Genomic DNA, 23,066 nt, shown 5'->3' with positions numbered 1-23,066 from the left:
CTGAAACGAAAAACCGGCAACAGCGCGAAGCTGTTGCCGGTTCATGGAGCGAACCCTGATCAGGGCTTATTGCGGACGACCAATGCCGTTGCAGGCGGTGGCGTTACCCACCGACAGCGAGTTGCTGGCGGTCCAGAAGGTGCTGCGAATGGCAGTTTTCCAGGTGTCGGTGATCGGGATCAGCTTGGCGGCGATGATTTCATCGTCGTTGTTGTTGGCATCGGACAGGGTGTAGTGGCGACCGATGAAGTCACGTACAGCCGCGGTATCGGTGCTGTCTTTGTAGCACTGGTTGAACACCAGGAAGGTGTAGCCAACGATGCTGTAGCCCGTCGCCGGGTTAGGCAGGACCTTGGCCCAGTTTTCCGGCAGGCCACGATCAGCAGCGGCTGGCGGAGCGATGGTGCTCAGGGCGGTAGTCACGTTGCCGACGGTGGGCAGGTTGCCGTTGACGCGAGCGACCACGGCGTTGCTGCTGGCGTTGACGTCTTCCGGACCGACGTAGCCGATGGCGCCTTCGGTGGAAAGCACGGTGCTGGCCATCGCGGTGCTGCCGGTCACGGCAGTGGAGTTCGCCGGAACGGTGCCGACAGCCGTGGTGAAGGTGCCGTTGGTGGTGAACTTGGTCGGGCACTGGCTGTTCAGGTGACGGGTGAAGATCTCACTGGTGCCGCTGCTGCCAGCACGGTAGTAGACCTTGATCGGGGTGCTGGGGTAGGTGCTGTTGACCTGGTTCCAGGTGGTGACAGTGCCAGAGAAAATGTCGCACAGCTGGGCGCTGGTCAGGTTCAGGTTGTTGACGGCGGTGCCGTTGGCCAACGTGAGTTTGTATGGAACGGTGACCGAAGTGGCTTCGGCAGGGATCTGAATGATCGGACCCCAGTTGGCGGCGTTGCCGGTCGGCACGGCTGGCGACTGGTGAGCGGCGCGATAGGTGGTCAGTTCAGCGCTGGACAGGATCGAATCGCTGCCGGCGTAGTCAACGGTCACGGCCGGAACGTAGACCTTTTCCAGGGCAGTTGCCGAGTTGCCGTCGAGGTTCCAGACCAGCACGTCCGAGTTGTTGGTCAGGAAAGCAGTCTTGCCGCCGCCGCTGCCCACACCCACGTAGTTGGCGAAGGCCGGTTGTGGCGCAGGGCCGTTGAGGATGCCGACGGGAGCAGCGACGCCACCGGTTGGAGGCACGCCGTACAGGTTCTGCGGCAGAGTGGCACCGCCACCGACGACAGCGGCCATGGCCTGGGCGGAGCAAAGGCCGGCGACGGCCATGGAAACAGCAAGAACGTTGCGCTTGAACATGAAGAATCTCCTTTCATCGTGTCTGGACGTTGGTAGTTCGCTTGTGCTTCTCATCGCGACCGCTGCCCCGAGCAGGTTTCCAGCGCTCTTTTAAAGGGGTGGCCACGGCGTAGAAGCTCTCAACTTCCGGTGACAGAGAAAGGAAAAAATCTCGGGTGTTCGGTGTTGTTTTTCCTGAATATTCTCGGGAGTTACCGACACCTTACTGACATTTCGCCCAGCTTTCGCAGCATGAGCGAAATTCCCATTGTATGCCCTGCCCCGTGCGCCGTAGCTTGGCGCGCCGTACATGTCGGACCGATGAACCCGAGTGGCGCTCTGGTGTGGGATGGTTGGGATCATTGCACCAGCTGATTGATCTCGATGATCGGCAGCAACACAGCCATGACGATGGTCAGCACGACGCCTCCCATGATCACAATCATCAGCGGCTCCAGGAGCGCCGTCATGCCCATGGCCCGCCGTTCGATGTCGCGGGACAGGGTTTGCGCGGCGCGTTCGAGCATGGGCGGCAAATTACCGGTTTTTTCGCCACTGGCGATCAGGTGGATCAGGATCGGCGGGAACACCTTGCCGACTCGCAGCGCATTGGCCAGGCCCACGCCTTCGCGTACCCGCAGCGTCGCATCAGCAACGCAATGAGCCAGGCGATCGTTGGCCAGCGTCTGCCCAGCGGCGTCCAGGGCGCGCAACAGCGGCACGCCGGCGCTGCCGAGAATCGCCAAGGTCGAGGCGAAACGCGCCGTGTTCACCCCAAGCACGAAGCGGCCGATCAGCGGAAGCCGCAACACCCGGCTATGCCAGGCCAGGCGTGCCTCGGCGTTACGCAAATAGCGGCGCCACCCCCACCAGCAACCGGCCAGCCCGGCGAAACAGGCCCAGCCCCAGGCGCGCAGGAAATCGCTGGCCTGCAGCATCACTCGGGTCAGGGTTGGCAGGTCCTGGCGCGCCTGGGAAAACGCGCTGACCACCTGCGGCACCACGAAACCCAGCAGGAAAATGACGATGACGATGGACACCACGCCCACCACCGCTGGGTAGATGAAGGCCGTGAGGATCTTGCCCCGCAGGTTGTTGCGCTCTTCGATGTAGTCGGCCAGGCGCTCCATCACCTGGGCGAGATCGCCAGACTCCTCCCCCGCTGCGATCATCGCCCGGTAGATCTCGGGAAAATCCCGTGGTCGCGCGGCCAGCGCATCGGCCAGGCGCATGCCGTTGCGCACATCGCCGCGCACCGCGCCGAGGGTGTCGGCGATGTGGCGTTTCTCGGCCTGGTCGACGGTGGCCGACAGGGCCGCTTCCAGGGGCAGACTGGCGCCCAACAGGCTCGCCAATTGACGGGTAGCCCAGGCCAGGTCGCTGTCCGACAATTTCGGGCTGAACAGGCCCGAGGCACCCGAGCTGCCGACTTGCAACTGCTCGTCGATGCGCAACGGCGTCAGCCCACGGCCACGCAGTTCAGCCATCGCACCGCGCTGGTTGTCGGCCTCCAGCACGCCTTGCTCGATTTTACCCGAGGCATCGGCGGCCTCGAAACGGTAGCGGTTCATCAAGCGTCTCGGGTCACGCGCAGGATTTCCTCGCGGGCGGTGGAGCCACTGCTCACCCACCGTTCGCCGTCCTCGCGCATGCTTAACATGCCGGCCTGTCGCGCACAGGTGCGCAACGCCTGCTCGCCTTCGCCCTGATGGATCAAGCGCCGCACCTCGTCGTCTACCACGAAGAGTTCGTGGATGCCGGTACGCCCGCTGTAGCCGGTGTGGTTGCAGCGCGGGCAGCCATGGGGACGCCATTGGCCCGGCGCGGCTTCGTCAGGTTGCTTGCACTCCGGACACAGGCGACGCACCAGGCGTTGCGCCAGGACGCCGAGCAATGACGACGCCAACAGGAACGGCTCGACCCCGATGTCGGTCAGCCGCGTCACCGCCGACACCGCGTCGTTGGTATGCAGGGTCGCCAGCACCAGGTGTCCGGTCAGCGAAGCCTGGACCGCGATCTGCGCAGTCTCCTGGTCGCGGATTTCACCGATCATGATGACGTCCGGATCCTGGCGCAGGATCGCGCGCAAGGCCAGGCCGAAGCTCATGTCGATCCGGGTATTGACCTGGATCTGGCTGATGCCCGGCAGGTCATATTCCACAGGGTCCTCAACGGTGAGGATATTGCTGGTGCTGGCATCCAGACGGGCCAAGGCGGCATAAAGCGTGGTGGTCTTGCCGCTGCCGGTGGGGCCGGTGACCAGCACGATGCCGTGGGGTTGGCGGATCAATTGATCCAGTTGGCTCAGCACCGCGGGCGCCATGCCCAGGGTTTCCAATTGCAGGCGCCCGGCCTGTTTGTCCAGCAGGCGCATCACCACCCGCTCGCCGTGGCCGGTGGGCACGGTGGACACCCGCACATCAATGGGCCGTCCGGCAACACGCAGGGCGATGCGGCCGTCCTGGGGCAAGCGCTTTTCGGCGATGTCCAACTGCGCCATGATCTTGATCCGCGACACCAGCGCCGCGTGCAGGGCCTTGCGCGGCGCGACCACATCGCGCAGGGCCCCATCAACGCGATAACGCACCACGGAATGGCTTTCGAACGGTTCGATATGAATATCGCTGGCCTCATCCCGCGCGGCCTGGGTCAGCAATGCGTTGATCATGCGGATGACTGGCGCGCCACCCTCACTGTCCAGCAAGTCGGTGATCTCCGGGATGTCCTGCATCAGGCGATCAAGGTCGACTTCGTTTTCCGCCGCGCCAACGATCGCCGCGGCGCTGCCGGTGTCGGCATAAGCGCTGGTCAACAGCGCTTCGAGCTCTTCGTCGCGTATCCGTTGCAACGCAGTGAGACCATAACGCCGGCGTACCTCGTTGATGGCCCAGCCCGGCGTCGCGGCACTGACCAGCAACACGTTGCCCTCCTCACCGGCCTTGAGGAGGAGCCGCTGCGCCTTGGCCCACGCATAGGGCAACGCGCCCGCACCGGTTTGCAGGGAGGGGCTCATGGCTGCCCACCTGGTTCCAGCGGCACGGCGCGCATCGCTCGGGGTGGCTGATTGAGCGGTATCGGCTGACGGGGTGACGGATTGAGCGGCATCGCCTGGGCGGCCGGCGGCAACTGCGGCGCCTGCATATCCGTGAGCGGCCATTTGTGCGCTGGCTGCAGATTGCCTTGGGCACGACGGATAAAATCGTAGCGATTGAGGGTAATGCTGCGGCCGACGTTACTGTCGCGAATGATGTAGGGGCGCAGGAAGACCATCAGGTTGGTCTTGGTCCGCGAACGACTGTCGCTGCGAAACAGCGCGCCAATGCCCGGGATGCTGCCCAGCCCCGGAATCGCGTCGGTGCTTTCGGTAAAACCGTCTTGCAGCAGGCCGCCCAACACCATGATCTGTCCGTCGTCGAGCAGGATGCTGGTGTCGATGGCGCGCTTGTTGGTCACCGTGCCGGCGTCGCTGGAGGCGCGCGGGTCCACGCTGCTGACTTCCTGGTAGATGTCCAGTTTGACCGTGCCACCCTCGGAAATCTGCGGGCGTACATTCAGGCGCAGCCCCACTTCCTCCCGCTCGATTGTCTGGAACGGGTTGTTGCTGTTGCCGCCGCCGTTGGTCACGTAGTTGCCGGTGACGAAGGGGATGGTCTGGCCCACGAAAATGCTCGCCGCTTCGTTGTCCAGCGTCAGCAGGTTGGGCGTGGACAACACATTGGTTCCGCCCTTGCTTTTCAGGGCGCGGGCCAACACTTTCAGATCCAGCACCTGGCCGATGCCGGGAATATTCACCGTGCCCGAGACCTTGCCAATGCTCAAGCCACCGGGCAACGCATCAATGCTGTTCTTGGCCGAGGTATTGATGCCGGCACCGCCCAGGTTGGCGCCACCGATCCAGCCGTTGCCCGCCAGGTTGCCGGCTTGCCACTGAATGCCGAACGCACTCGCATCGTCTTCGCTGACCTCGACGATCAGGCTTTCGATCACCACCTGAGCGCGGCGCTGGTCGAGCAGATCGATGACTTCACGCAGGTTTCGATACAGCGGGTCGGGCGCGGAAATCAGCAACGTGTTGGTGGTGGTATCGGCCTGCACAGTGACGCCGTTGGCGGAAAACGCCACTGCGCCTTCGCCTGCCTGATGGCTGCCCTGGCCGCTCGACATTTGCAGGCCTGCGTTCTGCCCATTGTTGGTTTGCGAACTGCTGCCGGTAGTACTCGACGAATGACTGCCGTTGCTGGTCGTACTGCTGCCCGCCGGGCCACCCAGGCCACCGCCGTTCAACAGGCTCCGTGCGCTGTCGGTGGACGCACCGGCCATTTCCCCTTCACCCGTGAGCAAGCCGCGCAAAGCTTGCGCCAGCTTATTGGCCTGGGCGTTGCGCAGGTACACCACGTGGAGATTGCTCGGGTTGTTCTGGGCATTGTCGAGCTTGTAGATCAGTTGCCTGGCCAGCTCGGTGCGTTCGGGGCTGCCGGTGCGCAGGATGATGCTGTTGGATCGAGGGTCGCCAATCACCGACACCTTTTGCGTCGCATCGGCGCCCTGCACGTCGAGCAACTCCGACACCATCGTCGCAATGTCGACGGCAATGCCGTTCTGCACGGGGACTACATCCGTGTCGATGGCGCCGGGTATGTCGACGTTGGCGATGATCTGCGCCACCCGATCAAGGTTTTCCGCATAGTCGGTGACCACCACCGTGTTATTGCCAGGGTAGGCATTGATGGGATTGTTGGCCGATATGATGGGCCGCAGTGCCGGAATCAGGTTGACGGCGTTTTCGTATTGCAAGCGAAAGGTCCGGGTGATCATGCCGTTGCCTGCCGCACGATCGGCGTCTCCCACCGGTCCGCCCAACAACTTGGCGTCGGCTTCCGGTACCACCTGGCTGACGCCTTGCACTTCGACCACGGCAAAACCCTGCATGCGCAGGGCCGCGAGCAGCATGTCATAGGCCGTGCGGGCCGGCACTTCGCCTTCGGACACCAGGGTCAGTTGGCCTTTGACACGTGGGTCCACCAGGAACTGGCGACCGGTGGCGCGTGACAGCGCACGCACCACCGCGGGTATATCCGCCTCGACGAAATTCAGCTGCACCGGTTGGTTGCCCAGTCCGTTGCCGGTCGGGCCGGCATTGTCGGCGGGCGGCCGAAGGCTTGAGCGCGATGGGGCCTTGCGCGTGACCTGGCGTCGCTGCTCTGCCTGTGCCTGCACGCGCTGGCGCTCCGCCAACGCGTCACCGCTGCCGGTCTGTGCCAGCGGCTGGCCCAGCTCACTTTGAGCGGGAATGGGCTGCGCCTGCTCGCTGCCCAATTGACTACAGGCACTGAGCAACAGCGCCAAGGGAATTGTTGACGCATACAGACCAAACCGCTTCATGAGGATTCCTTAGCGCCGGGCGCCTGTTCCATGCCAACGACCCCGGAAATCCGCGCGGCCGTCTCAGTGCTTTGCGAGGTTGCCCGTTGCAAATGAGCGTCGCGCACCTGCAGGCCGAGCCTGGGTGCGTCGTCCAGTAACCAGTTCAACAAGGCATCGGCGGGCGCGTCGTCGAGGGTCAGCCGCCAGGTCACGGCGCCGGCCTCGACGCGGTGCTCCAGGTCGTAGGCGCCGGCCAGACCGATGTCATCCAAACGCGCTTTCACAAGCTGTGGCGTGACCGCGCCGGACACCACGCCGGCATCCTGAACCTCGGCCAGCACTCCCTCCAGGGCCGCCGCCTGGGAGCGCAGGCGCGGCAGTTCGGCTTGCCAATGGTCGATGCGTTGGAGTGGCGGCTGGATCAGGCCGTACCACAGCAGCACCACGGGCAACACCAGCGCGGCGACCCGCAGGATGCGTTTATCCCGGGCACTGCTGCGTTGCCAGAACTGCTGAGCGCTGGCTCGCTGCGCCTGCCAGCGGGCGCGGTAACGGGCAAGGCTATTCATCCGCGCCTCCCGCAACGGGCGTTGCCGCGGCGTGCGCTGGCAAACGCTTCAGCGTCCATCGCCCATTGGCGAGATCGGCCACGATGCCCGCTTGCGCCAGGCTGGTTTGCCAGTTGCTGTCGGCGGGTGGCTTGCGGGCAGGCGTGCGGGGGGTCAGGTGCAATTCGCTGCCATCGAAGTCGAGTTTGTCGACCGCGCCCGCCATGAACGGCAACTGCCCAGCCGCCTGCTGCACCAGGGCAGCGAAGCTGACCGGACCCTCCGCCAGCGCGCCATTGCGCCGGGCATCGCGTTGCTGGCGAGCCTGCTGCAAGGGATTGAGAATCACCGGCAGTTCAGGAAAAGCCTGCTGGACCCGGCTGCTCATCTGCCCCTTGATTGCCTGGCCCTCGCCGGCCAACCGCATCGCGTACAGGTTGAGGCCCAGGGTCCAGATCAACGCCGCCATCGCGCAACAGCCGACCGCGCGGCCCCAGCGCTGATTGCCCCGGACGCTTTGTTCGATCCCGCTCAGTAAGTTCCACGCCGGGACGGGACCGATCCAGCGTTGCTCGTCCGGCCATGGATCGACGGATTGCGCACCCTCGCCGATCCAACGCACCGTCCTTTCGCGCAACTGTTCGGCGCCTTCTTGCATCATCGGATGCACCCATGCGCGTTGGCGATCCTCACGGACCAGCAAATGACCTTCCACGCTTGCCGCCGTGCACGTGCCCGGCTCAGCCAGCGGCAGAAAACAAGGCGCCGCGTACACGCCACGCGGTTGCAACCTGAGCCCCTGCAACAGTTGCGAAAGACGCGAAAGCGCCGCGCGCTCGAACCAGGCCAGTTGAACCTGGCCGCCCGCATCACGAGGCCCGTGCACCAGGTGCACGGTATCGTCGCAGCCCAGCAGAAGGTTGTCTGCCGCACATCGCACGGCATCGCCAAGGCGCGCCGGTGGCAGTGGCGGCAACTCGACGCAGGCGAGCAACGTGTCTTGAGGATGCAAGCAGAGTTCCAGGGCTTTGCCTTGGGCCGCGCCGCTCAGTTCCCGCAGGGGTCGCCGCCCCTGCTCGACCAGCGCACCCTTGCGATCGAGCCAGGCGAAGTCCAACGGGCTGTCGGCGGTCAACTGTGCCAACGGCGCCAGCGCTATGCGCAGCAAGGTGCTCATGCGCCCACCCGCGACCAGACCACCTGGGGCCTGCGCTGCTCGCTGCGATAAAACAACGCTTCGACACCGAAGCGGCGTTGTTCGACCGTGGCCCGTCCCCGCAATAGAAACCACTCGCTGGTAATGCCCAGGCGCAGCTGCTCGGTGCTCATCTGCGGCACGCGCAAGCGGTTGAGGAAATCCCCGCTGTTGATGAACCACTGGCCACGGTCACGCTCGGCAATCACCGCCTGTGCCTGGGCCACGCTCATACCGGGCACTCGTGCGGCCAAGACCTGGGCCGTGGTGGTATTGCCGTTCACCCAAGTGAGCGCCGGCAGCACCGTGACATAGGGGCGCAGGCGCTCAAGGGCAGCGAGGTCGATCCCGGGCAGGCCGGCTAGGTCATCGAGACCGCGCAACATCGGCCGGGTGGCGGGCAGCGGCTGGCTTTCGGCGTCCGGCGATGTCAGGCGACCGCTATCGAACCCGGGTGCCGCGCTGGAGACTGGCGGCGGTGGACGCAGGCGCTTGGGGTAGGCCTCTACCACGCGTTGGACGATACGGTTGCCCTGGGCCACGGGCACGCCCAGCTCGGCGCACAGGCGTTCGAATACGGCGACTTCCAGTGTGTCGAGTTGGCCGTCGAGGATCAGGTTGCGCAGGTTGAACTTGCTTTGCTCATCGCTGATATGGCCGTCGAACACCCCGCTTTCAGTGCCCAGGCGCACCCCACGCAAGGGCTGCGCCCACGCCTGGTCCAAACGCGTCATGGGCTCGCGCAGGCGTTGCTGCCAGAGCGCCTGGCGGGTCCATTCCAATACGCCATTGGACAGCCAGGCGCCCCGCACCCGCTGGCTTTCGCTTTCCACGCCGCGAGTCACCTGGACCTGTCGGGCGATCATGCCGGCGGCGATCACCGCGACCACGGTCGCCACCAGCAAGGCGCTGATCACCGCCATGCCACGCTGTGCTGAGCGATTCACGACTAGAGCTGCCAGGAGCCGATATCAGCGTTGACACCTTCGCCGTCGGGCTGCCCATCGGCGCCGAGGGAAAACACATCGACCTCACCGTTGGTGCCCGGGTTGAGGTAGTTGTAGGCGCGGCCCCAAGGGTCCTTGGGCAGCCGTTCCAGATACGCGCGCCAATTGCCGCTGGTGGCGTTGGCGGGTTTTTCCGCCAGGGCCTTTAGCCCTTCATTCATGGTCGGGTAGCGACCCTGGTCGAGACGGAACAGCTTGAGTGCCTGCATCAGGCCCGCAACATCCTGGCGGGCCGCCGTGGCCCTGGCCTGGTCGGGGCGGTCAAGCACCTTCGGCACGACCATGGCGGCAAGAATGCCGAGAATGACCACCACGACCATGATCTCGATCAGGGTAAAACCTCGCTGCCGGCGAGGGCCATGTGGGGGACGGCCAGACGATGCGACACCCATCTCGACACTCCTTGGCTGGCGCCGCATTCTGGCGCTGGTTGAGGTTTCCATTCGCTGCGGATTGTTCCAGCGGCATATGTCACTGGTATAAAAAAACCTCAGGAGCTTTGGTCAGCAATCCGTCAAACGCGGCCATTAGGCTGAAGCACATTTCCCCGACGATGCTCATTGCCATGACCCGACAGGTACCCCGGCAACGCGGCTTTACCCTGATCGAAGTATTGGTGGCGCTGCTGATCGTGGCGGTGGCGATGTCAGCGGCCGTTCGCGCCAGTGCACAGATGAGCCAGAGCAACGCGCTGTTGCGGGATCGCTCGATGGCGCTGTTGGCGGCCCAGAACAGCCTGGCAGAAGTGCGTCTGCGCGGGACCACAGATAAGGGCAGCGCCATGCAACGCTGTGATCAAGGACGCTTGAAACTCAGCTGCGAGCAGCAGGTAACCCGCAGTGGCGACCTGCTGAGAGTGAAAGTGCTGGTGCATGAACGTGAACATGACGGACCGCCGCTGGCGCGCCTGGAAACGCTGCTCAGCCGCCCTGTCACCCCGCCATGAATCAGCGCAACGACGGCAGCGCCACCGGCACCGGCAAACGAGCCATCGACAGGCGAGACTCAACGCCGGCCCGCTCGATGACCACGGCATCAGCCTCGATTCCTCTCAGGCGCACGCCTTCGCCCAATGGCTCACCCGCACGAAAAGCCCGCGGCGGCGAGTCCTCGATGCTGAGAATCGCCACCGCGCCATGGGGTCCGGCCAGTAGGCCGCTGAGCTTGATCTCCAGGTTGTGCGGGGAACTGGCGAACCATTGCGCCGCGGCTTGGCCAGTGGCTGCCAAGGGCGGCAAGGGTTCGCTATTGGCCTGGGCTTGCACGGGCGCCGAATCGTTGAGCAAGAAGCCCCAGGTGACAAGCCCCGCCACGCTGGCCAACACGGCGACAGCCTGGACCAGCGTGGCCGGATCAAGGCGATGGAAATGGCGCATGAGCGAATCCTCCGTGACGTCCAGTGCTTCAGGCTACCAGCGCTTTCTCACGGTTTTATTGCAAATTCACCCCAGCGAAAGGCGTAGAGACGATGAATGAATGGCGACACCGACAACGCGGCTTCACGCTGATCGAATTGATGGTCGTGCTGGTGATCATCGGCATCGCCAGCGCCGCCATCAGCTTGAATATCCACACCGACGCGGCAAGTGGCTTGCGCGAGGATGCCAAGCGCCTGGCCTTGCTGCTGGAAACCGCCCAGGCCGAAGCGCGCAGCGACGGTCGTCGCATCGCCTGGGTCGCCGACAGCCAGGGTTACCGTTTCGTGCGGCTGGACGCTTTCGGCGCACAGGATCGGGAGTTCATCAACGACCCGCAACTGCGCCCCAGGCACTGGAGCGCGGGACCGGTGCAGGTGGGCATCCACCCAGGCAAAACACTGGTGCTCGATGCCGAATGGATCGCCGCGCCCCTGCACGTCATTCTGTCCAGCGACCAGGCCAGCGTATCGGTGAGGCGCACCGCGGCTGGCCGCATCGAGGTGCATTGATGGTCCGGCAAAACGGCTTCACGCTGATTGAAGTGATGGTCGCCATCCTGCTGATGACAATTGTCAGCCTGATCGCCTGGCGCGGGCTCGACGGTGTGACCCGCGCCGACGCCCACTTGCAGGACAGCGCCGAACAGCACGCGCAACTGATGCGCGCACTCAACCAACTGCAGCGTGACTTCGCCCTGCGCGCCACCACTGAACTGGCCGAACCGCCTCCACCCGACGAACCCTCGGCCAGCCGCCCCCCGGTGCCCGCTGCGATCAGTATTCGCAGCAGCGACAGCGACCCTTTGCAGTTGGAATTGATACGTGCCGCGGCGGACCAGGACGGCAAGATGCAACGGGTGAGGTGGTGGATTGAAAGCGGCACGCTTTTCCGTGCCTCGGGCGTCGCGCGGTCACGCTATCCCCTACCGGCGCCCAAGGAGCGTGTCGCGGTGTTGAGTGAGCTTGAGCGCGTTGATGTGCGGGTATGGCGCACCGACCGGGGCTGGAGCCATCTGACTGGCAGCAAGGAGGAAAATCCGGCGGGTGTGGAAATCAGCTTCAGCCGCCGCACGGCATACGGCACCGAGCGCTACCGCCAGGTGCTGGCACCGCTTCAATAGCAGCCCACTGGAATGAAAACGCCTAGCTGACCAGCACGACACCGCCCGGTAGCTCGGTAATGGTCGCGCCGTAGGCATCGCGAATCAGTACGGCGACATTCGCCAGTTGCGCCAGGCTGAAGCGCGCCTGAACCTTGCGCCGCCCGAGCTCAGCGTTCATCAGTACGATCATGCCGGGACGGTAGCGGTTGATCTCATCGATCACGCTCGCCAAGGGGGCATCGTTGAACACCAGCAACTGTTGACGCCAAGCCATGACTTGCTGGGTATCGAAGGGGGTGGGTTGGCCTTGTCGCTGCGCGGTATAGGTCAATTGTCGGCCCTGCTCCAAGCTCACGCGCCGCCCCTGATGCTTCAGTTGCAAGCGGCCCTCCAGGCACGTTACGCACACGCTACCCTCGGTGGCCCGCACATTGAACCGCGCCCCATCGGCGAACAACTCGCCATTGCCGGCAAGCACACGCAACGCCGTGCTGGCCTGGATTTCCAGTTCACCGCTCAGTACTTCGATGGCGGCGTCACCAGGGGCCTCGCTGCGCTGGCTGATGCGCGTCTGGGTATTGAGCTCAAGCACCACGCCCTGGGTCAGGTCGACGCGGCGTTGCTCGCCGACACCTGTATGAAAATCCGCGCCCACGGGCCAGCCGTCCAGCAGCGACGGGCGCGCGACCAGCACCGCAACCGACGCGGCAATCGCGCCGCCGAGAAACGCTCGGCGCCCGAAACGCCGCGGGTGGTTGACGACCTTTGCCGCCTGCTCCTGCTGGAGCTTTTGCTCGGCGGGCGCCATGGCCTGCCACAACTGGCGGGCCAGGAAAAAGGCCCGGGCGTGCTCGGAACTTTGCGCACTCCAGCGCCGAAAAGCCTCGGCGTCGGCGTGGGTGGCGTGCCCTGAAGTCAAGCGCACCAGCCAATGGAACGCTTCTTCCCGGAGCTGGTTAGCCGTGGCAGTGGCCGATTCAGATGCGCTTATAGACATGTTTTTCAAACGTGAAATGACTCAAGAAGGTATGCGCGACAAGCGCCTTATCACCTAAGACTGTTTTCCCGCGCCGGGACCGAACCGCTGAATCACTTTTCTTTCCAGGCGATCGGCACAGTATTGCAGCGCAGCCTTGAGTTCCTTCTCAACCATCCGGGTGGAGATGCCGAATCGCTGGGCGATCTCCTGATGCGGTGTTTGCTCCATGCGCGACGCCATCAATATTTGCCGGCGCCGGGGCGCAAGCTCGGTCAGCGCCTGCATCAGCGCGCGAATTTCAATCTGGCCACCGACGATCACCGCCGGGTCCTGATGTTCGTCGGCGGTTTGCATCAGTTCCTCGATTTCAGTGCCGGTGAGCAAGCGTGCATCCTGCGCACGACGGTCAGCCGCGATGTTCAGGGCCATGCGGAACAGGTAGGCGCCAGGCTTCTGCACGTCCACCGGCTGTTCCATGCGGTCTACCCGAAGATAGGTTTCGTGCAGTACGTCGTTGGCCAGGTCATCGGAGCCCAGACGCCGACGCAAGCGTGCGCGAAACACATCATAGGAAGCCAGGAACACCTTGAGCATGGTGCTCTGCTCCTTTTCCTTCATGGCTCTACCGCTCCTTCCCATGGGTTGCATTCCGTGCCTGCCGAAGCGGCGCCTGGCACCACCAGCACCGTCACCGGCTGCGGCAACGAGGACGGCGGAACCCGGCCGATGTCCAATGTGCCCAGCCCCTCGATAATCGCCGCATCGCGCCGGGCGTCACCGGTGGAGGCCAGCAAGCGACTGCGCCGCACCTCGCCCGATGCCCCCACCCACAGCTGTAACGCTGCTCGATAATGGCCCGGGCGAGTCACCATTGACCGGCAAAGCGCCTGCTCCAACGCGACCTGCAATGCACGGGCAAAATTGTCCTCGCGCACTGTAGGACCACCGTTGCGCGAAGACGCATCGGCGCGGAGGGTCAGCTTTGCCTCTTTCACGGTGAAAGCGTCTGCGCCGGTGTAGAGCGCCGCCAAGCCGCTACCGGCCAGCAGTTGCTCCAACGCCTGGCGGGCATTCAAGCGTCCGTGCACCGCGGTCGACCGTCGCCCATGTGCCAGTTGACGGTCCACCAGGATCGCCATCCCGCTGGCCCTGCTGTACAGCTCCAGGGCAACGGTCATTTCCTGGGCGGGTATCGCAAACTCGACAAAACGCGCCAGCCGATCGTCCACCTCGACAGGCGCAGGCGTGGCAGACCACGCGTCGCGTTGCGGCATCAATGCATGGAGCAACAAGAACAGTACCGTGGGCGCGAGGCAGCACCTGCTCAGCGCTTCTCTTGACATAGACATCTTCCGGCCCGAACGGCGTGTCGACGCCCTGCGTTGGCGCATCATGAGACGTGTACATGTCGTTTGTGTGACGAGCGCTGCAAAAAAAACATCGTCATACCTCGCTCCAATACGAGGTAGATTCAGGCTTCTACCGTTAGAAAGGAGCTCCGCCATGGACTGTCGTGTATTCGCGCTGCTGCTTGCTGCCCTTCCCTTGTGGGCCCAAGCCGCCGAGCCGGCGAATGAGGGATGCATCAATGTCGAGGTGAACGGGTACAAGGCGCTGTCCTACGAATGCCTGAGCGAACAGATGGCCAACCCGAAGGGTACGCCGGCAGCGCGCAAGAACCAGGAAGCGTTGAACGTGCCGATAGAGCAGCGAGCGCCGAACAGGCTGGGTCTGTACAACCAGTCGGCCACGCGGATTCGCATGGGCAATACCTTCGGCCACTCGGCGTTGCCGCAACGCCCACCGCAGTGACCTGGACGCTTAATCCAACGACCGCATACCCGGTGTGTTTGCCTCCCTGGTCGAATCGATCAACCAGGCCCTGAACGCCTCGACCTTTTTCGAGTGGGCTGTCTCGACGGGTGTCACCAGATAGAAACCGAGATCGGACTTCAACCTCAGGGCAAATGGCGCGACCAGTCGACCTGCCTTCAGATCGTCGTCGACGTAGGTCGAGCGGCCGATGCAAATACCCAAGCCGTCGATGGCTGCCTGCACGGCCATCATCGCCAGGTCGAAGGTCAACCGTGAGCCTTCGGCCAGGGCGCTCGGTTGCCCGGCGGCCCCCAGCCAGAGGCTCCAATCGTCCCGCGTCATACCACTGACCTGCAACAGGGTGTGATGGGTCAGATCGCCGGGTGCCTTCAGGGCATTGGGCCCCGCCAGCAATTTCGGACTGCACACCGGAAAAACCTCATCGGACATCAGCCAGTCAGCGCGCAAGCCCTTTGGCCGGCGCTGGCGTCGTATATGGCTCGGATCGAGACGCGACCCAGCGTCATGGCCGCGATCGAAGCCGAGGCGAACGCCGGCCGAGGCTGATCATTGGGCCACGAACGGATAATGCTCGATCCGACAAGGATGCTCGTTGCCGTCGCCCTTGCAGATGCCGTCCAGGTAATGGTATCTGATCCGAATCGCCTGGCCTTTTGCGGGCCATTTTCGCCGCGCAAGCGTTGACTGATAGTCAGCGGTTTCCGGGATGAAGCTGATCACTGCGCCGACTTCTGGGCATTCCACCTTGGGCGAGGCCGGGCTGGTTTTCAGAACCTGAGCCCGGAGACCAGGGAACGGCTGCTTGACCACTTCAGTGACCCGCAATTGCATATCGCAGATCTGCCACGTCGCGGCGTGCACCGGGACGCACAAGGCTGAGAGCATCAGGATGAATGGCACGGCATGGGCAGGGGGCAGGTTCATTTCGATCCTTTGTAGGCGGCGACGTCGCGTACGGCATCCTCTCACACCCACGTACGCAAGGCTCTCCAAACAAAAAAAGCCCCGCGACCGAATACGGTGCGGGGCAAAGGGAATTGGTTGGTTGCGGCCAACCAAAGGAGCACAGGTAAAACGTCTACGGGCCGGTCAGATGCATTCCTGGGCGGCGCGTTCAAAATTCGAAGGCAAGAGATTGGAGGCCAGCAGATGCCGGTCGTAAATGAACACCTTCCCACCGTTGCCAGCCTTGTAGGCTTCGAGCACGTTGTCCGCCGCAATTTTGCTCGGCACGACGATGCGGTAGCTGCGCTGGGTCTGCGAGACCGTCGGGTTCAGGGCGCTGCCCTGCAGCTTCGGTACGACGCATTCGGCGTATTCGGCCGGTGTCTTGCTGGTCTGCAAGGTCAGGGTCGGATCGTTCGGAGCCGAAGCGCAACCTGCTAGCAACAAAGGGGGAAACGCCAGGGCAAGGAAAGATAAAGGGCGCATGATTGAAGTCCTGCAGTGGTGGGCTGCGTGTTCGATGGCGCTGATTTTCCAATGATTGCCGACAAAGCAGAACTTGCATTTCGTAATGGTCACTATTACTGATGGCAATAGTTGAAAGCCCCAGAAGGACCCCGCAAAAGCGCTCGGCCAAGATGAAACCGACGGACCTCCCCCGACGCAGTTGACCGTCGATTAACGCCTCACCAAGGAGCCCGGACTACTCGCTCACCACGCTCGCGCCCTGCTGATACTCCCGAGGCGTACAACCGAACTCGCGACGAAACACCGTGTGCAGGTATTGCGCCGACTTGAAGCCGCAATTGCGGGCGATGTCGGCGATCGCCGAGTCGGTGTTTTCCAAGCCGTTGGCCGCCGCGGCCAATTTGAAGCGCAGGATTTCGTCATGAACGCTGCAACCTCGCTCCTTGCGAAAATGCGCTTCCAGGGATGAGCGCGAGACACCGACATACGCCGCCACTTGCGCGGTCTTGATGCCCTGGCATGCGTACTGGCGGATGAACAACAGCGCTTGCATCACATAAGGATTGCCCAGCGGCTGGTGCAAACTGGATGTCTGCACATTGATAGCATCCGGCGGGATCAGCACCTGCGTGCCTGTGGACGGCATGCCATGCAGCATCTGGTGGAGCAGCCGCGCGGCGGTCCGACCCATCGTTTCGGTGCCCTGCACCACGGAGCTCAGCGGCACCCGAGTCAGGCTGCGGGTCAGTGGATCGTTGTCGATGCCGATTAACGCCACCTGCTCCGGAACAGCAATGCCGGCGGTCAGGCAAGCCTGCAACAGCTGGCGGGCTCGCGCATCGCTGACGGCGATGATGCCGATGGGTTTGGGCAGGCTTTGCAGCCAGGCGATCTGCTGTTCGACGGCGCTGTCCCAGAGCGGCGCGCTGGTGCCCATGCCGCGATAGACCTCGGCGTGCAGACCATCGCGCAGCATCAACCGGCGAAAGGCTTTCTCCCGTTCCTGGGCCCAGCGATTGGCTTGGGACTCCGGCAGGCTGAAACAGGCGAATCGCGTCAGTCCGGCTTCGATCAGATGTTCGTAAGCCAATTTGATCAGCCCATGGTTATCCGTGGCGACATAGGGAATGCCCTTGGGATAGGCGCGCTCGTCCTGGTACGAGCCGCCCACCGCCACCACGGGCATCTTGATCCCGGCCAGCGCCTCGCCGATCAGCGGGTCGTCGAAGTCGGCGATGATCCCGTCGCCCTGCCAACGCTCGATCCCTTTCAACCTGCATAGGAAATCTTCCTCGAGAAACAGATCCCAGGACGCGCGGGTACTGCTCAGGTAGTTACCGATGCCGCTGATGATGCCTCGGTCGTAGATCTTGCTGCCGTTGAACAAAAGGGCGATGCGGTGGACGGGCGGGACGATTTTCATTGTAAGAACCCTAGGCCGGTGGACAGAGACTAGGCGCGCGGACGGCGAATCTCAATACTCAAAATCGAACTGTCCTTTGATGATTTTCATAATCAGCGGCGCCAGGGGCGGCGTTAGTATCAGGTCACCGCCAAGAATAAAAAGGAAACCGTCCATGTCGTACTTCCCCGATGTTCAGCCGATCCGCTATGAGGGCCCGGGCAGCGACTCGCCGCTCGCTTTCCGGCACTACGATGCCGACAAACTGATCCTAGGCAAACCCATGCGCGAGCACCTGCGCATGGCGGTCTGCTATTGGCACACCTTTGTCTGGCCGGGGTCCGATGTGTTCGGTGCGGGAACCTTCAAACGCCCATGGCAGCACGCAGGGGACCCGATGGAAGTGGCCATCGGCAAGGCCGAGGCGGCGTTCGAGTTTTTCTCCAAGCTGGGCATCGACTACTACTGCTTCCACGACACCGATGTCGCGCCGGAAGGCCAATCGTTGAAGGAATACCGCAACCACTTCGCGCAAATGGTCGATCACCTCGAGCGTCACCAGGAACAGACCGGCATCAAGCTGCTCTGGGGCACCGCCAACTGCTTCAGCAACCCGCGTTTTGCCGCCGGCGCCGCCAGCAACCCTGACCCGCAAGTCTTCGCCTGCGCCGCCGCCCAGGTGTTCAGCGCCATGAATGCCACCCAGCGCCTCAAGGGCTCCAACTACGTGTTGTGGGGCGGCCGCGAAGGCTACGAAACCCTGCTCAATACTGACCTGTCCCGCGAACGCGAGCAACTGGGCCGGTTCATGCGCATGGTGGTCGAGCATAAATACAAGATCGGCTTCAAGGGCGACCTGCTGATCGAGCCCAAGCCCCAGGAGCCGACCAAGCACCAGTACGATTACGACAGCGCCACGGTGTTCGGCTTTCTGCAGCAGTTCGGCCTGGAAAAAGAGATCAAGGTCAACATCGAGGCCAACCATGCGACCCTGGCCGGGCACAGTTTCCATCATGAAATCGCCACGGCGGTCTCCCTGGGGATCTTCGGCAGCATCGACGCCAACCGGGGCGATCCGCAGAACGGCTGGGACACCGATCAGTTCCCCAACAGTGTCGAAGAAATGACCCTGGCCACCTACGAGATCCTGAAGGCCGGAGGCTTCGGCAACGGCGGTTTCAACTTCGATTCCAAGGTACGCCGCCAGAGCTTGGACGACGTCGACTTGTTCCACGGCCATGTCGCGGCCATGGACGTGCTCGCCCTTTCGTTGGAACGCGCAGCCGCCATGGTGCAGGACGATCAGTTGCAGAAATTCAAGGACCAGCGCTACGCCGGCTGGCAGCAGCCGTTCGGCAAGGCGCTGCTCGCGGGGGACTACAGCCTCGAATCCCTGGCCGAGCATGCATTCACCAACGAGCTGAATCCGCAGGCGGTCAGCGGTCGGCAGGAAATGCTCGAAAACGTCGTCAACCGGTTCATCTACTCCTGACGGCAGGCGACTTTGCGGGCGCGGGGAGGCTGTTACATTCGCGCGACAAATCTGTGCCCGCAACGCCGCGCAACGCTCTACAGTTCTACCGGCATCACGTTCTCGTCAGGCAGTGTCTTTCAAAAAACAATAAAAGGACGCACCACCATGAAAACATTCAAACGTACCCTGCTCGCCGGCGCCCTCGCCCTGCTATCGCTCCCGGCCATGGCCGACGCCACCCACCCCAAGATCGGTTTCTCCATCGATGACCTGCGTCTGGAACGCTGGTCCCGCGATAGAGACTACTTCGTCGCGGCGGCAGAAAAACTCGACGCCAAGGTTTATGTCCAGTCCGCCGATGCCAACGAGCAGAAGCAAATTTCCCAGATCGAAAACCTGATTTCCCGTGGCGTCGACGTCATCGTGATCGTGCCGTTCAACGCCACTGTGCTGACCAACGCCGTCGCCGAAGCCAAGAAGGCCGGGATCAAGGTGGTGTCCTATGACCGGCTGATCCTCAACGCCGATATCGACGCTTACATTTCCTTCGATAACGAAAAGGTCGGCGAGATGCAGGCCGGCGGCGTGTTGAAGGCAGCGCCCAAGGGCAACTACTTCCTACTCGGCGGCGCGCCTACCGACAACAACGCCAAAATCCTGCGTGAAGGCCAGATGAAGGTGCTGCAACCGGCCATCGACAAGGGCGACATCAAGATTGTCGGCCAGCAATGGGTGAAGGAATGGAACCCCACCGAAGCCCTGAGCATCGTCGAAAACGCCCTGACCCGGAACAACAACAAAATCGACGGCATCGTCGCCTCCAACGACGCCACCGCCGGCGGCGCCATCCAGGCCCTGGCCGCGCAAAAGCTGGCTGGCAAGGTGCCGATCTCCGGCCAGGACGCCGACCTGGCGGCGGTCAAGCGAGTGATCGACGGCACCCAGACCATGACGGTCTACAAGCCCTTAAAGCTGATCGCCTCCGAAGCCGCCAAGCTTTCGGTACAACTGGCGCGCAACGAAAAACCCACCTACAGCTCGCAGTACGACAATGGCAACAAGAAAGTCGACACCATCCTGCTCACGCCTACCGCGCTGACCAAGGACAACATCGACCTGCTGGAAAAGGACGGGTTCTACACCAAGGCGCAGATCGCGGGGCAGTGACCCGGGAGCAGCTCTTTGGATAGCAAAAATCCTTGTGGGAGCGAGCCTGCTCGCGATGGCGGCGGCACAGTGAATGCAGATGCAAGCTGACCTACCGCTTCGCGAGCAGGCTCGCTCCCACAGGTTTTATGTTGTGTGAGCCCCTTTCTTACGAGCCCTCGCCATGTCTGAATACCTGCTGCAAATGAACGGCATCGTCAAGACCTTCGGCGGTGTCAAGGCGCTGAACGGCATCGACATCAAGGTCAGGCCGGGTGAATGCGTCGGCCTGTGCGGCGAGAACGGCGCCGGCAAATCCACCTTGATGAAAGTCCTATCGGCGGTCTATCCCTACGGCACCTGGGAGGGTGAGATCCTCTGGGACGGCCAGCCGCTGAAGGCGCAATCGATCAGCGAAACCGAAGCTGCCGGCATCGTCATCATTCACCAGGAACTGACCCTGGTGCCCGACCTGTCGGTGGCCGAAAACATCTTCATGGGCCACGAGCTGACCTTGCCCGGCGGACGCATGAATTACCCGGCGATGATCCACCGCGCCGAAGCCCTGATGCGTGAACTCAAGGTGCCGGACATGAACGTCTCGCTGCCGGTTTCGCAGTACGGCGGTGGCTACCAGCAATTGGTCGAGATCGCCAAGGCCCTGAACAAACAGGCCCGCCTGCTGATCCTCGACGAGCCTTCGTCGGCCCTGACCCGCTCGGAAATCGAAGTGCTGCTGGACATCATCCGCGACCTCAAGGCCAAGGGCGTGGCGTGCGTCTACATCTCCCACAAGCTCGATGAAGTGGCCGCCGTGTGCGACACCATCGCGGTGATACGCGATGGCAAACACATCGCCACCACTGCCATGGCCGACATGGATATTCCCAAGATCATCACGCAAATGGTCGGGCGGGAGATGAGTAACCTCTACCCCACCGAACCCCACGCTATCGGCGAGGTGATTTTCGAGGCACGCCATGTGACCTGCTACGACGTCGACAACCCCAGGCGCAAACGCGTCGACGATATTTCGTTCGTGCTCAAGCGCGGCGAAATCCTTGGCATCGCCGGGTTGGTGGGTGCGGGTCGCACGGAGCTGGTGTCGGCGTTGTTCGGCGCCTACCCCGGCCGACATGAGGGCGAAGTCTGGCTGGACGGCCAGCGCATTGACAGCAGCACGCCCCTCAAGTCGATCCGGGCCGGCCTGTGCATGGTCCCTGAAGATCGCAAGCGCCAGGGCATCATCCCGGACCTGGGCGTCGGCCAGAACATCACCCTGGCGGTCCTGGAAAACTTCTCGAAGATGACCCGCATCGACGCCGAGGCCGAGCTGGGCAGCATCGACCGGGAAATCTCGCGCATGCACCTCAAGACCGCGAGCCCGTTCCTGCCGATCACCAGCCTTTCCGGTGGCAACCAGCAGAAAGCTGTGCTGGCGAAGATGCTCCTGACCAAGCCTCGGGTATTGATTCTCGACGAACCCACCCGGGGCGTGGACGTCGGCGCCAAGTACGAGATCTACAAGCTGATGGGCGCGCTGGCGGCCGAAGGCGTGTCGATCATCATGGTGTCCTCGGAACTGGCCGAAGTGCTGGGTGTGTCGGACCGCGTGCTGGTGATCGGCGAGGGGCAACTGCGCGGCGATTTCATCAACCAGGAATTGACCCAGGAACAGGTGCTTGCCGCCGCGCTCAGCCATCCCGAAAGCAATAACAACAATGATCGGAAGTCCGCGTAGATGAACCAAGTCAAACAAGTGTTCACCCGCTACAAAATGCTCGCCCTGGTGATTGCCGTGGCGGTCATCTGGTTGTTCTTCAGCTGGCAGACCGAGGGCGGATTCCTGACTCCGCGCAACCTCTCCAACCTGCTGCGGCAGATGTCCATCACCGGCATCCTGGCTTGTGGCATGGTGCTGGTGATCATCAGTGGCGAGATCGATTTGTCGGTGGGCTCGTTGCTCGGTTTATTGGGAGGTCTGGCGGCGATACTCGACGTGGTCTATCACATCCCGCTGCTGGCGAACCTGAGCCTGGTCGCCCTGTGTGGGCTGATGATCGGCCTGGCCAACGGCTACATGACCGCCTACCTGCGCATCCCCTCCTTCATCGTCGGCCTGGGTGGCATGCTGGCGTTTCGCGGAATCCTGCTGGGCATCACTGGCGGCACCACCATCGCGCCGGTATCGCCGGAGCTGGTTTACGTCGGCCAGGGTTACCTGCCTCACGCAGTCGGCACGGGCCTGGGCGTGTTGTTGTTCGCGCTGACGCTTTTCCTGACCTGGAAACAGCGCCGCAACCGCGCGCTGCATGGCCTCGCGGCCCATTCCCTGACGCGGGACGTGGCGCGGGTGGTGTTGATCGGCGCCGTGCTGGCCGGGTTCGTCTATACGCTCAACAGCTACGACGGGATCCCGGTTCCGGTGCTGCTGCTGTTGGTTCTGCTGGGGGTGTTCAGCTACGTGACCAGCCAAACCGTATTCGGCAGGCGTGTCTACTCGGTGGGCAGCAACATGGAGGCCACGCGCCTGTCCGGCATCAATGTACAGGCAGTGAAGCTGTGGATCTTCGGCATCATGGGCGTGATGTGCGCCCTCGCCGGCATGGTCAACACCGCGCGCCTGGCCGCCGGCTCGCCCTCGGCGGGCAACATGGGCGAACTGGACGCTATCGCCGCCTGCTTTATCGGCGGCACATCCATGCGCGGTGGCTCGGGCACGGTCTACGGCGCGCTGCTGGGCGCGCTGGTCATCACCAGCCTGGACAACGGCATGTCCATGCTCGACGTCGACAGCTACTGGCAGATGATCGTCAAGGGCAGCATTTTGGTCCTGGCCGTGTGGGTGGATGTCAGCACCCGCACCGCCCGACGCTGACCCATACCGATTCGGGGCAACCATGG

The 23,066-nt window shown here is 63.1% G+C and carries 23 protein-coding genes and 1 pseudogene; 8 read left to right on the top strand and 16 right to left on the bottom strand.

Going from position 1 to position 23,066, the window contains the following annotated elements:
• Positions 1 to 66: 66 nt before the first annotated feature.
• From J3P76_RS11700 to gspG, 8 genes are all read right to left on the bottom strand, one after another.
• Positions 67 to 1,299, bottom strand: coding sequence for a substrate-binding domain-containing protein (locus J3P76_RS11700; RefSeq protein ID WP_420763755.1), 1,233 nt, complete (start codon positions 1,297 to 1,299; stop codon positions 67 to 69).
• A gap of 338 nt (positions 1,300 to 1,637) precedes the next feature.
• Positions 1,638 to 2,849 (bottom strand): type II secretion system inner membrane protein GspF, encoded by a 1,212-nt coding sequence (gspF, locus tag J3P76_RS11695; protein ID WP_434647682.1) that lies wholly within the window; start codon positions 2,847 to 2,849, stop codon positions 1,638 to 1,640.
• Complete coding sequence (gene gspE, locus J3P76_RS11690; RefSeq protein ID WP_434701971.1) at positions 2,849 to 4,291, bottom strand: type II secretion system ATPase GspE; 1,443 nt, start codon at positions 4,289 to 4,291, stop codon at positions 2,849 to 2,851. The genes gspF and gspE overlap by 1 nt, the downstream gene beginning before the upstream one ends.
• Positions 4,288 to 6,660 carry a type II secretion system secretin GspD gene (gene gspD, locus J3P76_RS11685; RefSeq protein ID WP_434676440.1) on the bottom strand — a complete coding sequence of 791 codons (2,373 nt, stop codon included), beginning with the start codon at positions 6,658 to 6,660 and terminating at the stop codon, positions 4,288 to 4,290. The genes gspE and gspD overlap by 4 nt, the downstream gene beginning before the upstream one ends.
• On the bottom strand, positions 6,657 to 7,211 hold the full coding sequence (gspM, locus tag J3P76_RS11680; protein ID WP_434606001.1) for a type II secretion system protein GspM: 555 nt from the start codon (positions 7,209 to 7,211) through the stop codon (positions 6,657 to 6,659). Before gspM ends, gspD begins: the two co-directional genes overlap by 4 nt.
• A complete protein-coding gene (gene gspL, locus J3P76_RS11675; protein WP_434676439.1) occupies positions 7,204 to 8,367 on the bottom strand; it encodes a type II secretion system protein GspL in 1,164 nt (387 codons plus the stop codon). The genes gspM and gspL overlap by 8 nt, the downstream gene beginning before the upstream one ends.
• Entirely contained in the window at positions 8,364 to 9,347 is a 984-nt protein-coding gene (gspK, locus tag J3P76_RS11670) for a type II secretion system minor pseudopilin GspK (protein ID WP_434611588.1), read from the bottom strand. The genes gspL and gspK overlap by 4 nt, the downstream gene beginning before the upstream one ends.
• On the bottom strand, positions 9,335 to 9,784 hold the full coding sequence (gene gspG, locus J3P76_RS11665) for a type II secretion system major pseudopilin GspG (protein WP_434606005.1): 450 nt from the start codon (positions 9,782 to 9,784) through the stop codon (positions 9,335 to 9,337). Before gspG ends, gspK begins: the two co-directional genes overlap by 13 nt.
• Before the next feature lie 173 nt (positions 9,785 to 9,957).
• On the opposite strand from gspG, the gene gspI reads away from it, so the two are divergent.
• Complete coding sequence (gene gspI, locus J3P76_RS11660) at positions 9,958 to 10,338, top strand: type II secretion system minor pseudopilin GspI (protein ID WP_420763749.1); 381 nt, start codon at positions 9,958 to 9,960, stop codon at positions 10,336 to 10,338.
• 1 nt (position 10,339) lies between these two features.
• On the opposite strand, the gene J3P76_RS11655 is transcribed toward gspI, so the two are convergent.
• On the bottom strand, positions 10,340 to 10,768 hold the full coding sequence (locus tag J3P76_RS11655; RefSeq protein ID WP_420763748.1) for a type II secretion system protein N: 429 nt from the start codon (positions 10,766 to 10,768) through the stop codon (positions 10,340 to 10,342).
• A 92-nt stretch (positions 10,769 to 10,860) separates the two neighbouring features.
• Here J3P76_RS11655 and gspH point away from each other — a divergent pair, with 92 nt between their 5' ends.
• On the top strand, positions 10,861 to 11,319 hold the full coding sequence (gene gspH, locus J3P76_RS11650; RefSeq protein ID WP_434701970.1) for a type II secretion system minor pseudopilin GspH: 459 nt from the start codon (positions 10,861 to 10,863) through the stop codon (positions 11,317 to 11,319).
• Positions 11,319 to 11,930 carry a prepilin-type N-terminal cleavage/methylation domain-containing protein gene (locus J3P76_RS11645; RefSeq protein ID WP_434606009.1) on the top strand — a complete coding sequence of 204 codons (612 nt, stop codon included), beginning with the start codon at positions 11,319 to 11,321 and terminating at the stop codon, positions 11,928 to 11,930. The genes gspH and J3P76_RS11645 overlap by 1 nt, the downstream gene beginning before the upstream one ends.
• A 22-nt stretch (positions 11,931 to 11,952) precedes the next feature.
• Here J3P76_RS11645 and J3P76_RS11640 read toward each other — a convergent pair whose 3' ends face one another.
• The 3 genes from J3P76_RS11640 to J3P76_RS11630 are packed head-to-tail and all read right to left on the bottom strand — an operon-like array spanning position 11,953 to position 14,234.
• On the bottom strand, positions 11,953 to 12,909 hold the full coding sequence (locus J3P76_RS11640) for a FecR family protein (RefSeq protein WP_434606011.1): 957 nt from the start codon (positions 12,907 to 12,909) through the stop codon (positions 11,953 to 11,955).
• A 54-nt stretch (positions 12,910 to 12,963) separates the two neighbouring features.
• A complete protein-coding gene (locus J3P76_RS11635; RefSeq protein ID WP_420763744.1) occupies positions 12,964 to 13,509 on the bottom strand; it encodes an RNA polymerase sigma factor in 546 nt (181 codons plus the stop codon).
• The gene (locus J3P76_RS11630; RefSeq protein ID WP_434606015.1) at positions 13,506 to 14,234 is read right to left on the bottom strand and encodes an STN domain-containing protein; all 729 of its coding nucleotides are present in this window, start codon (positions 14,232 to 14,234) and stop codon (positions 13,506 to 13,508) included. Before J3P76_RS11630 ends, J3P76_RS11635 begins: the two co-directional genes overlap by 4 nt.
• A 160-nt stretch (positions 14,235 to 14,394) precedes the next feature.
• Between J3P76_RS11630 and J3P76_RS11625 the strand changes: the two genes are divergently transcribed.
• Positions 14,395 to 14,703 carry a hypothetical protein gene (locus tag J3P76_RS11625; RefSeq protein WP_434559139.1) on the top strand — a complete coding sequence of 103 codons (309 nt, stop codon included), beginning with the start codon at positions 14,395 to 14,397 and terminating at the stop codon, positions 14,701 to 14,703.
• Positions 14,704 to 14,712: 9 nt separating this feature from the next.
• Here J3P76_RS11625 and J3P76_RS11620 read toward each other — a convergent pair.
• From J3P76_RS11620 to J3P76_RS11605, 4 genes and pseudogenes are all read right to left on the bottom strand, one after another.
• A pseudogene (locus J3P76_RS11620) lies at positions 14,713 to 15,180 on the bottom strand (LysR substrate-binding domain-containing protein); the annotation flags it as partial.
• Between the two features lie 93 nt (positions 15,181 to 15,273).
• A complete protein-coding gene (locus J3P76_RS11615) occupies positions 15,274 to 15,651 on the bottom strand; it encodes a hypothetical protein (protein ID WP_434701969.1) in 378 nt (125 codons plus the stop codon).
• A gap of 165 nt (positions 15,652 to 15,816) precedes the next feature.
• Positions 15,817 to 16,158 carry a hypothetical protein gene (locus tag J3P76_RS11610; RefSeq protein WP_434606017.1) on the bottom strand — a complete coding sequence of 114 codons (342 nt, stop codon included), beginning with the start codon at positions 16,156 to 16,158 and terminating at the stop codon, positions 15,817 to 15,819.
• 217 nt (positions 16,159 to 16,375) lie between these two features.
• Positions 16,376 to 17,563, bottom strand: coding sequence for a XylR family transcriptional regulator (locus tag J3P76_RS11605; RefSeq protein ID WP_420763739.1), 1,188 nt, complete (start codon positions 17,561 to 17,563; stop codon positions 16,376 to 16,378).
• 154 nt (positions 17,564 to 17,717) lie between these two features.
• Between J3P76_RS11605 and xylA the strand changes: the two genes are divergently transcribed.
• The 4 genes from xylA (at position 17,718) to J3P76_RS11585 (ending at position 23,040) form a co-directional block, all read left to right on the top strand.
• The gene (gene xylA, locus J3P76_RS11600) at positions 17,718 to 19,034 is read left to right on the top strand and encodes a xylose isomerase (RefSeq protein WP_434701968.1); all 1,317 of its coding nucleotides are present in this window, start codon (positions 17,718 to 17,720) and stop codon (positions 19,032 to 19,034) included.
• Between the two features lie 147 nt (positions 19,035 to 19,181).
• Positions 19,182 to 20,183, top strand: coding sequence for a D-xylose ABC transporter substrate-binding protein (gene xylF / locus J3P76_RS11595; RefSeq protein WP_305494967.1), 1,002 nt, complete (start codon positions 19,182 to 19,184; stop codon positions 20,181 to 20,183).
• A 163-nt stretch (positions 20,184 to 20,346) separates the two neighbouring features.
• Positions 20,347 to 21,903, top strand: coding sequence for a D-xylose ABC transporter ATP-binding protein (gene xylG / locus J3P76_RS11590; protein ID WP_434701967.1), 1,557 nt, complete (start codon positions 20,347 to 20,349; stop codon positions 21,901 to 21,903).
• Positions 21,904 to 23,040: a sugar ABC transporter permease gene (locus tag J3P76_RS11585; protein WP_420763736.1), complete on the top strand. Its 1,137-nt coding sequence runs from the start codon at positions 21,904 to 21,906 to the stop codon at positions 23,038 to 23,040.
• Positions 23,041 to 23,066 lie beyond the last annotated feature (26 nt).

The organism is Pseudomonas sp. D1-36 (genome assembly GCF_051132205.1).
Lineage (GTDB): Bacteria > Pseudomonadota > Gammaproteobacteria > Pseudomonadales > Pseudomonadaceae > Aquipseudomonas.
This window is presented reverse-complemented; position numbering and strand designations above follow the sequence as displayed.

Excerpts from the sequence above, each read along its gene's own strand:
- J3P76_RS11700 (WP_420763755.1), bottom strand. The coding sequence starts at position 1,299 with ATGTTCAAGCGCAACGTTCTTGCTGTTTCCATGGCCGTCGCCGGCCTT.
- gspF (WP_434647682.1), bottom strand. The coding sequence starts at position 2,849 with ATGAACCGCTACCGTTTCGAGGCCGCCGATGCCTCGGGTAAAATCGAG.
- gspE (WP_434701971.1), bottom strand. The coding sequence starts at position 4,291 with ATGAGCCCCTCCCTGCAAACCGGTGCGGGCGCGTTGCCCTATGCGTGG.
- gspD (WP_434676440.1), bottom strand. The coding sequence starts at position 6,660 with ATGAAGCGGTTTGGTCTGTATGCGTCAACAATTCCCTTGGCGCTGTTG.
- gspM (WP_434606001.1), bottom strand. The coding sequence starts at position 7,211 with ATGAATAGCCTTGCCCGTTACCGCGCCCGCTGGCAGGCGCAGCGAGCC.
- gspL (WP_434676439.1), bottom strand. The coding sequence starts at position 8,367 with ATGAGCACCTTGCTGCGCATAGCGCTGGCGCCGTTGGCACAGTTGACC.
- gspG (WP_434606005.1), bottom strand. The coding sequence starts at position 9,784 with ATGGGTGTCGCATCGTCTGGCCGTCCCCCACATGGCCCTCGCCGGCAG.
- gspI (WP_420763749.1), top strand. The coding sequence starts at position 9,958 with ATGACCCGACAGGTACCCCGGCAACGCGGCTTTACCCTGATCGAAGTA.
- J3P76_RS11655 (WP_420763748.1), bottom strand. The coding sequence starts at position 10,768 with ATGCGCCATTTCCATCGCCTTGATCCGGCCACGCTGGTCCAGGCTGTC.
- gspH (WP_434701970.1), top strand. The coding sequence starts at position 10,861 with ATGAATGAATGGCGACACCGACAACGCGGCTTCACGCTGATCGAATTG.
- J3P76_RS11645 (WP_434606009.1), top strand. The coding sequence starts at position 11,319 with ATGGTCCGGCAAAACGGCTTCACGCTGATTGAAGTGATGGTCGCCATC.
- J3P76_RS11640 (WP_434606011.1), bottom strand. The coding sequence starts at position 12,909 with ATGTCTATAAGCGCATCTGAATCGGCCACTGCCACGGCTAACCAGCTC.
- J3P76_RS11635 (WP_420763744.1), bottom strand. The coding sequence starts at position 13,509 with ATGAAGGAAAAGGAGCAGAGCACCATGCTCAAGGTGTTCCTGGCTTCC.
- J3P76_RS11630 (WP_434606015.1), bottom strand. The coding sequence starts at position 14,234 with ATGTCAAGAGAAGCGCTGAGCAGGTGCTGCCTCGCGCCCACGGTACTG.
- J3P76_RS11625 (WP_434559139.1), top strand. The coding sequence starts at position 14,395 with ATGGACTGTCGTGTATTCGCGCTGCTGCTTGCTGCCCTTCCCTTGTGG.
- J3P76_RS11615 (WP_434701969.1), bottom strand. The coding sequence starts at position 15,651 with ATGAACCTGCCCCCTGCCCATGCCGTGCCATTCATCCTGATGCTCTCA.
- J3P76_RS11610 (WP_434606017.1), bottom strand. The coding sequence starts at position 16,158 with ATGCGCCCTTTATCTTTCCTTGCCCTGGCGTTTCCCCCTTTGTTGCTA.
- J3P76_RS11605 (WP_420763739.1), bottom strand. The coding sequence starts at position 17,563 with ATGAAAATCGTCCCGCCCGTCCACCGCATCGCCCTTTTGTTCAACGGC.
- xylA (WP_434701968.1), top strand. The coding sequence starts at position 17,718 with ATGTCGTACTTCCCCGATGTTCAGCCGATCCGCTATGAGGGCCCGGGC.
- xylF (WP_305494967.1), top strand. The coding sequence starts at position 19,182 with ATGAAAACATTCAAACGTACCCTGCTCGCCGGCGCCCTCGCCCTGCTA.
- xylG (WP_434701967.1), top strand. The coding sequence starts at position 20,347 with ATGTCTGAATACCTGCTGCAAATGAACGGCATCGTCAAGACCTTCGGC.
- J3P76_RS11585 (WP_420763736.1), top strand. The coding sequence starts at position 21,904 with ATGAACCAAGTCAAACAAGTGTTCACCCGCTACAAAATGCTCGCCCTG.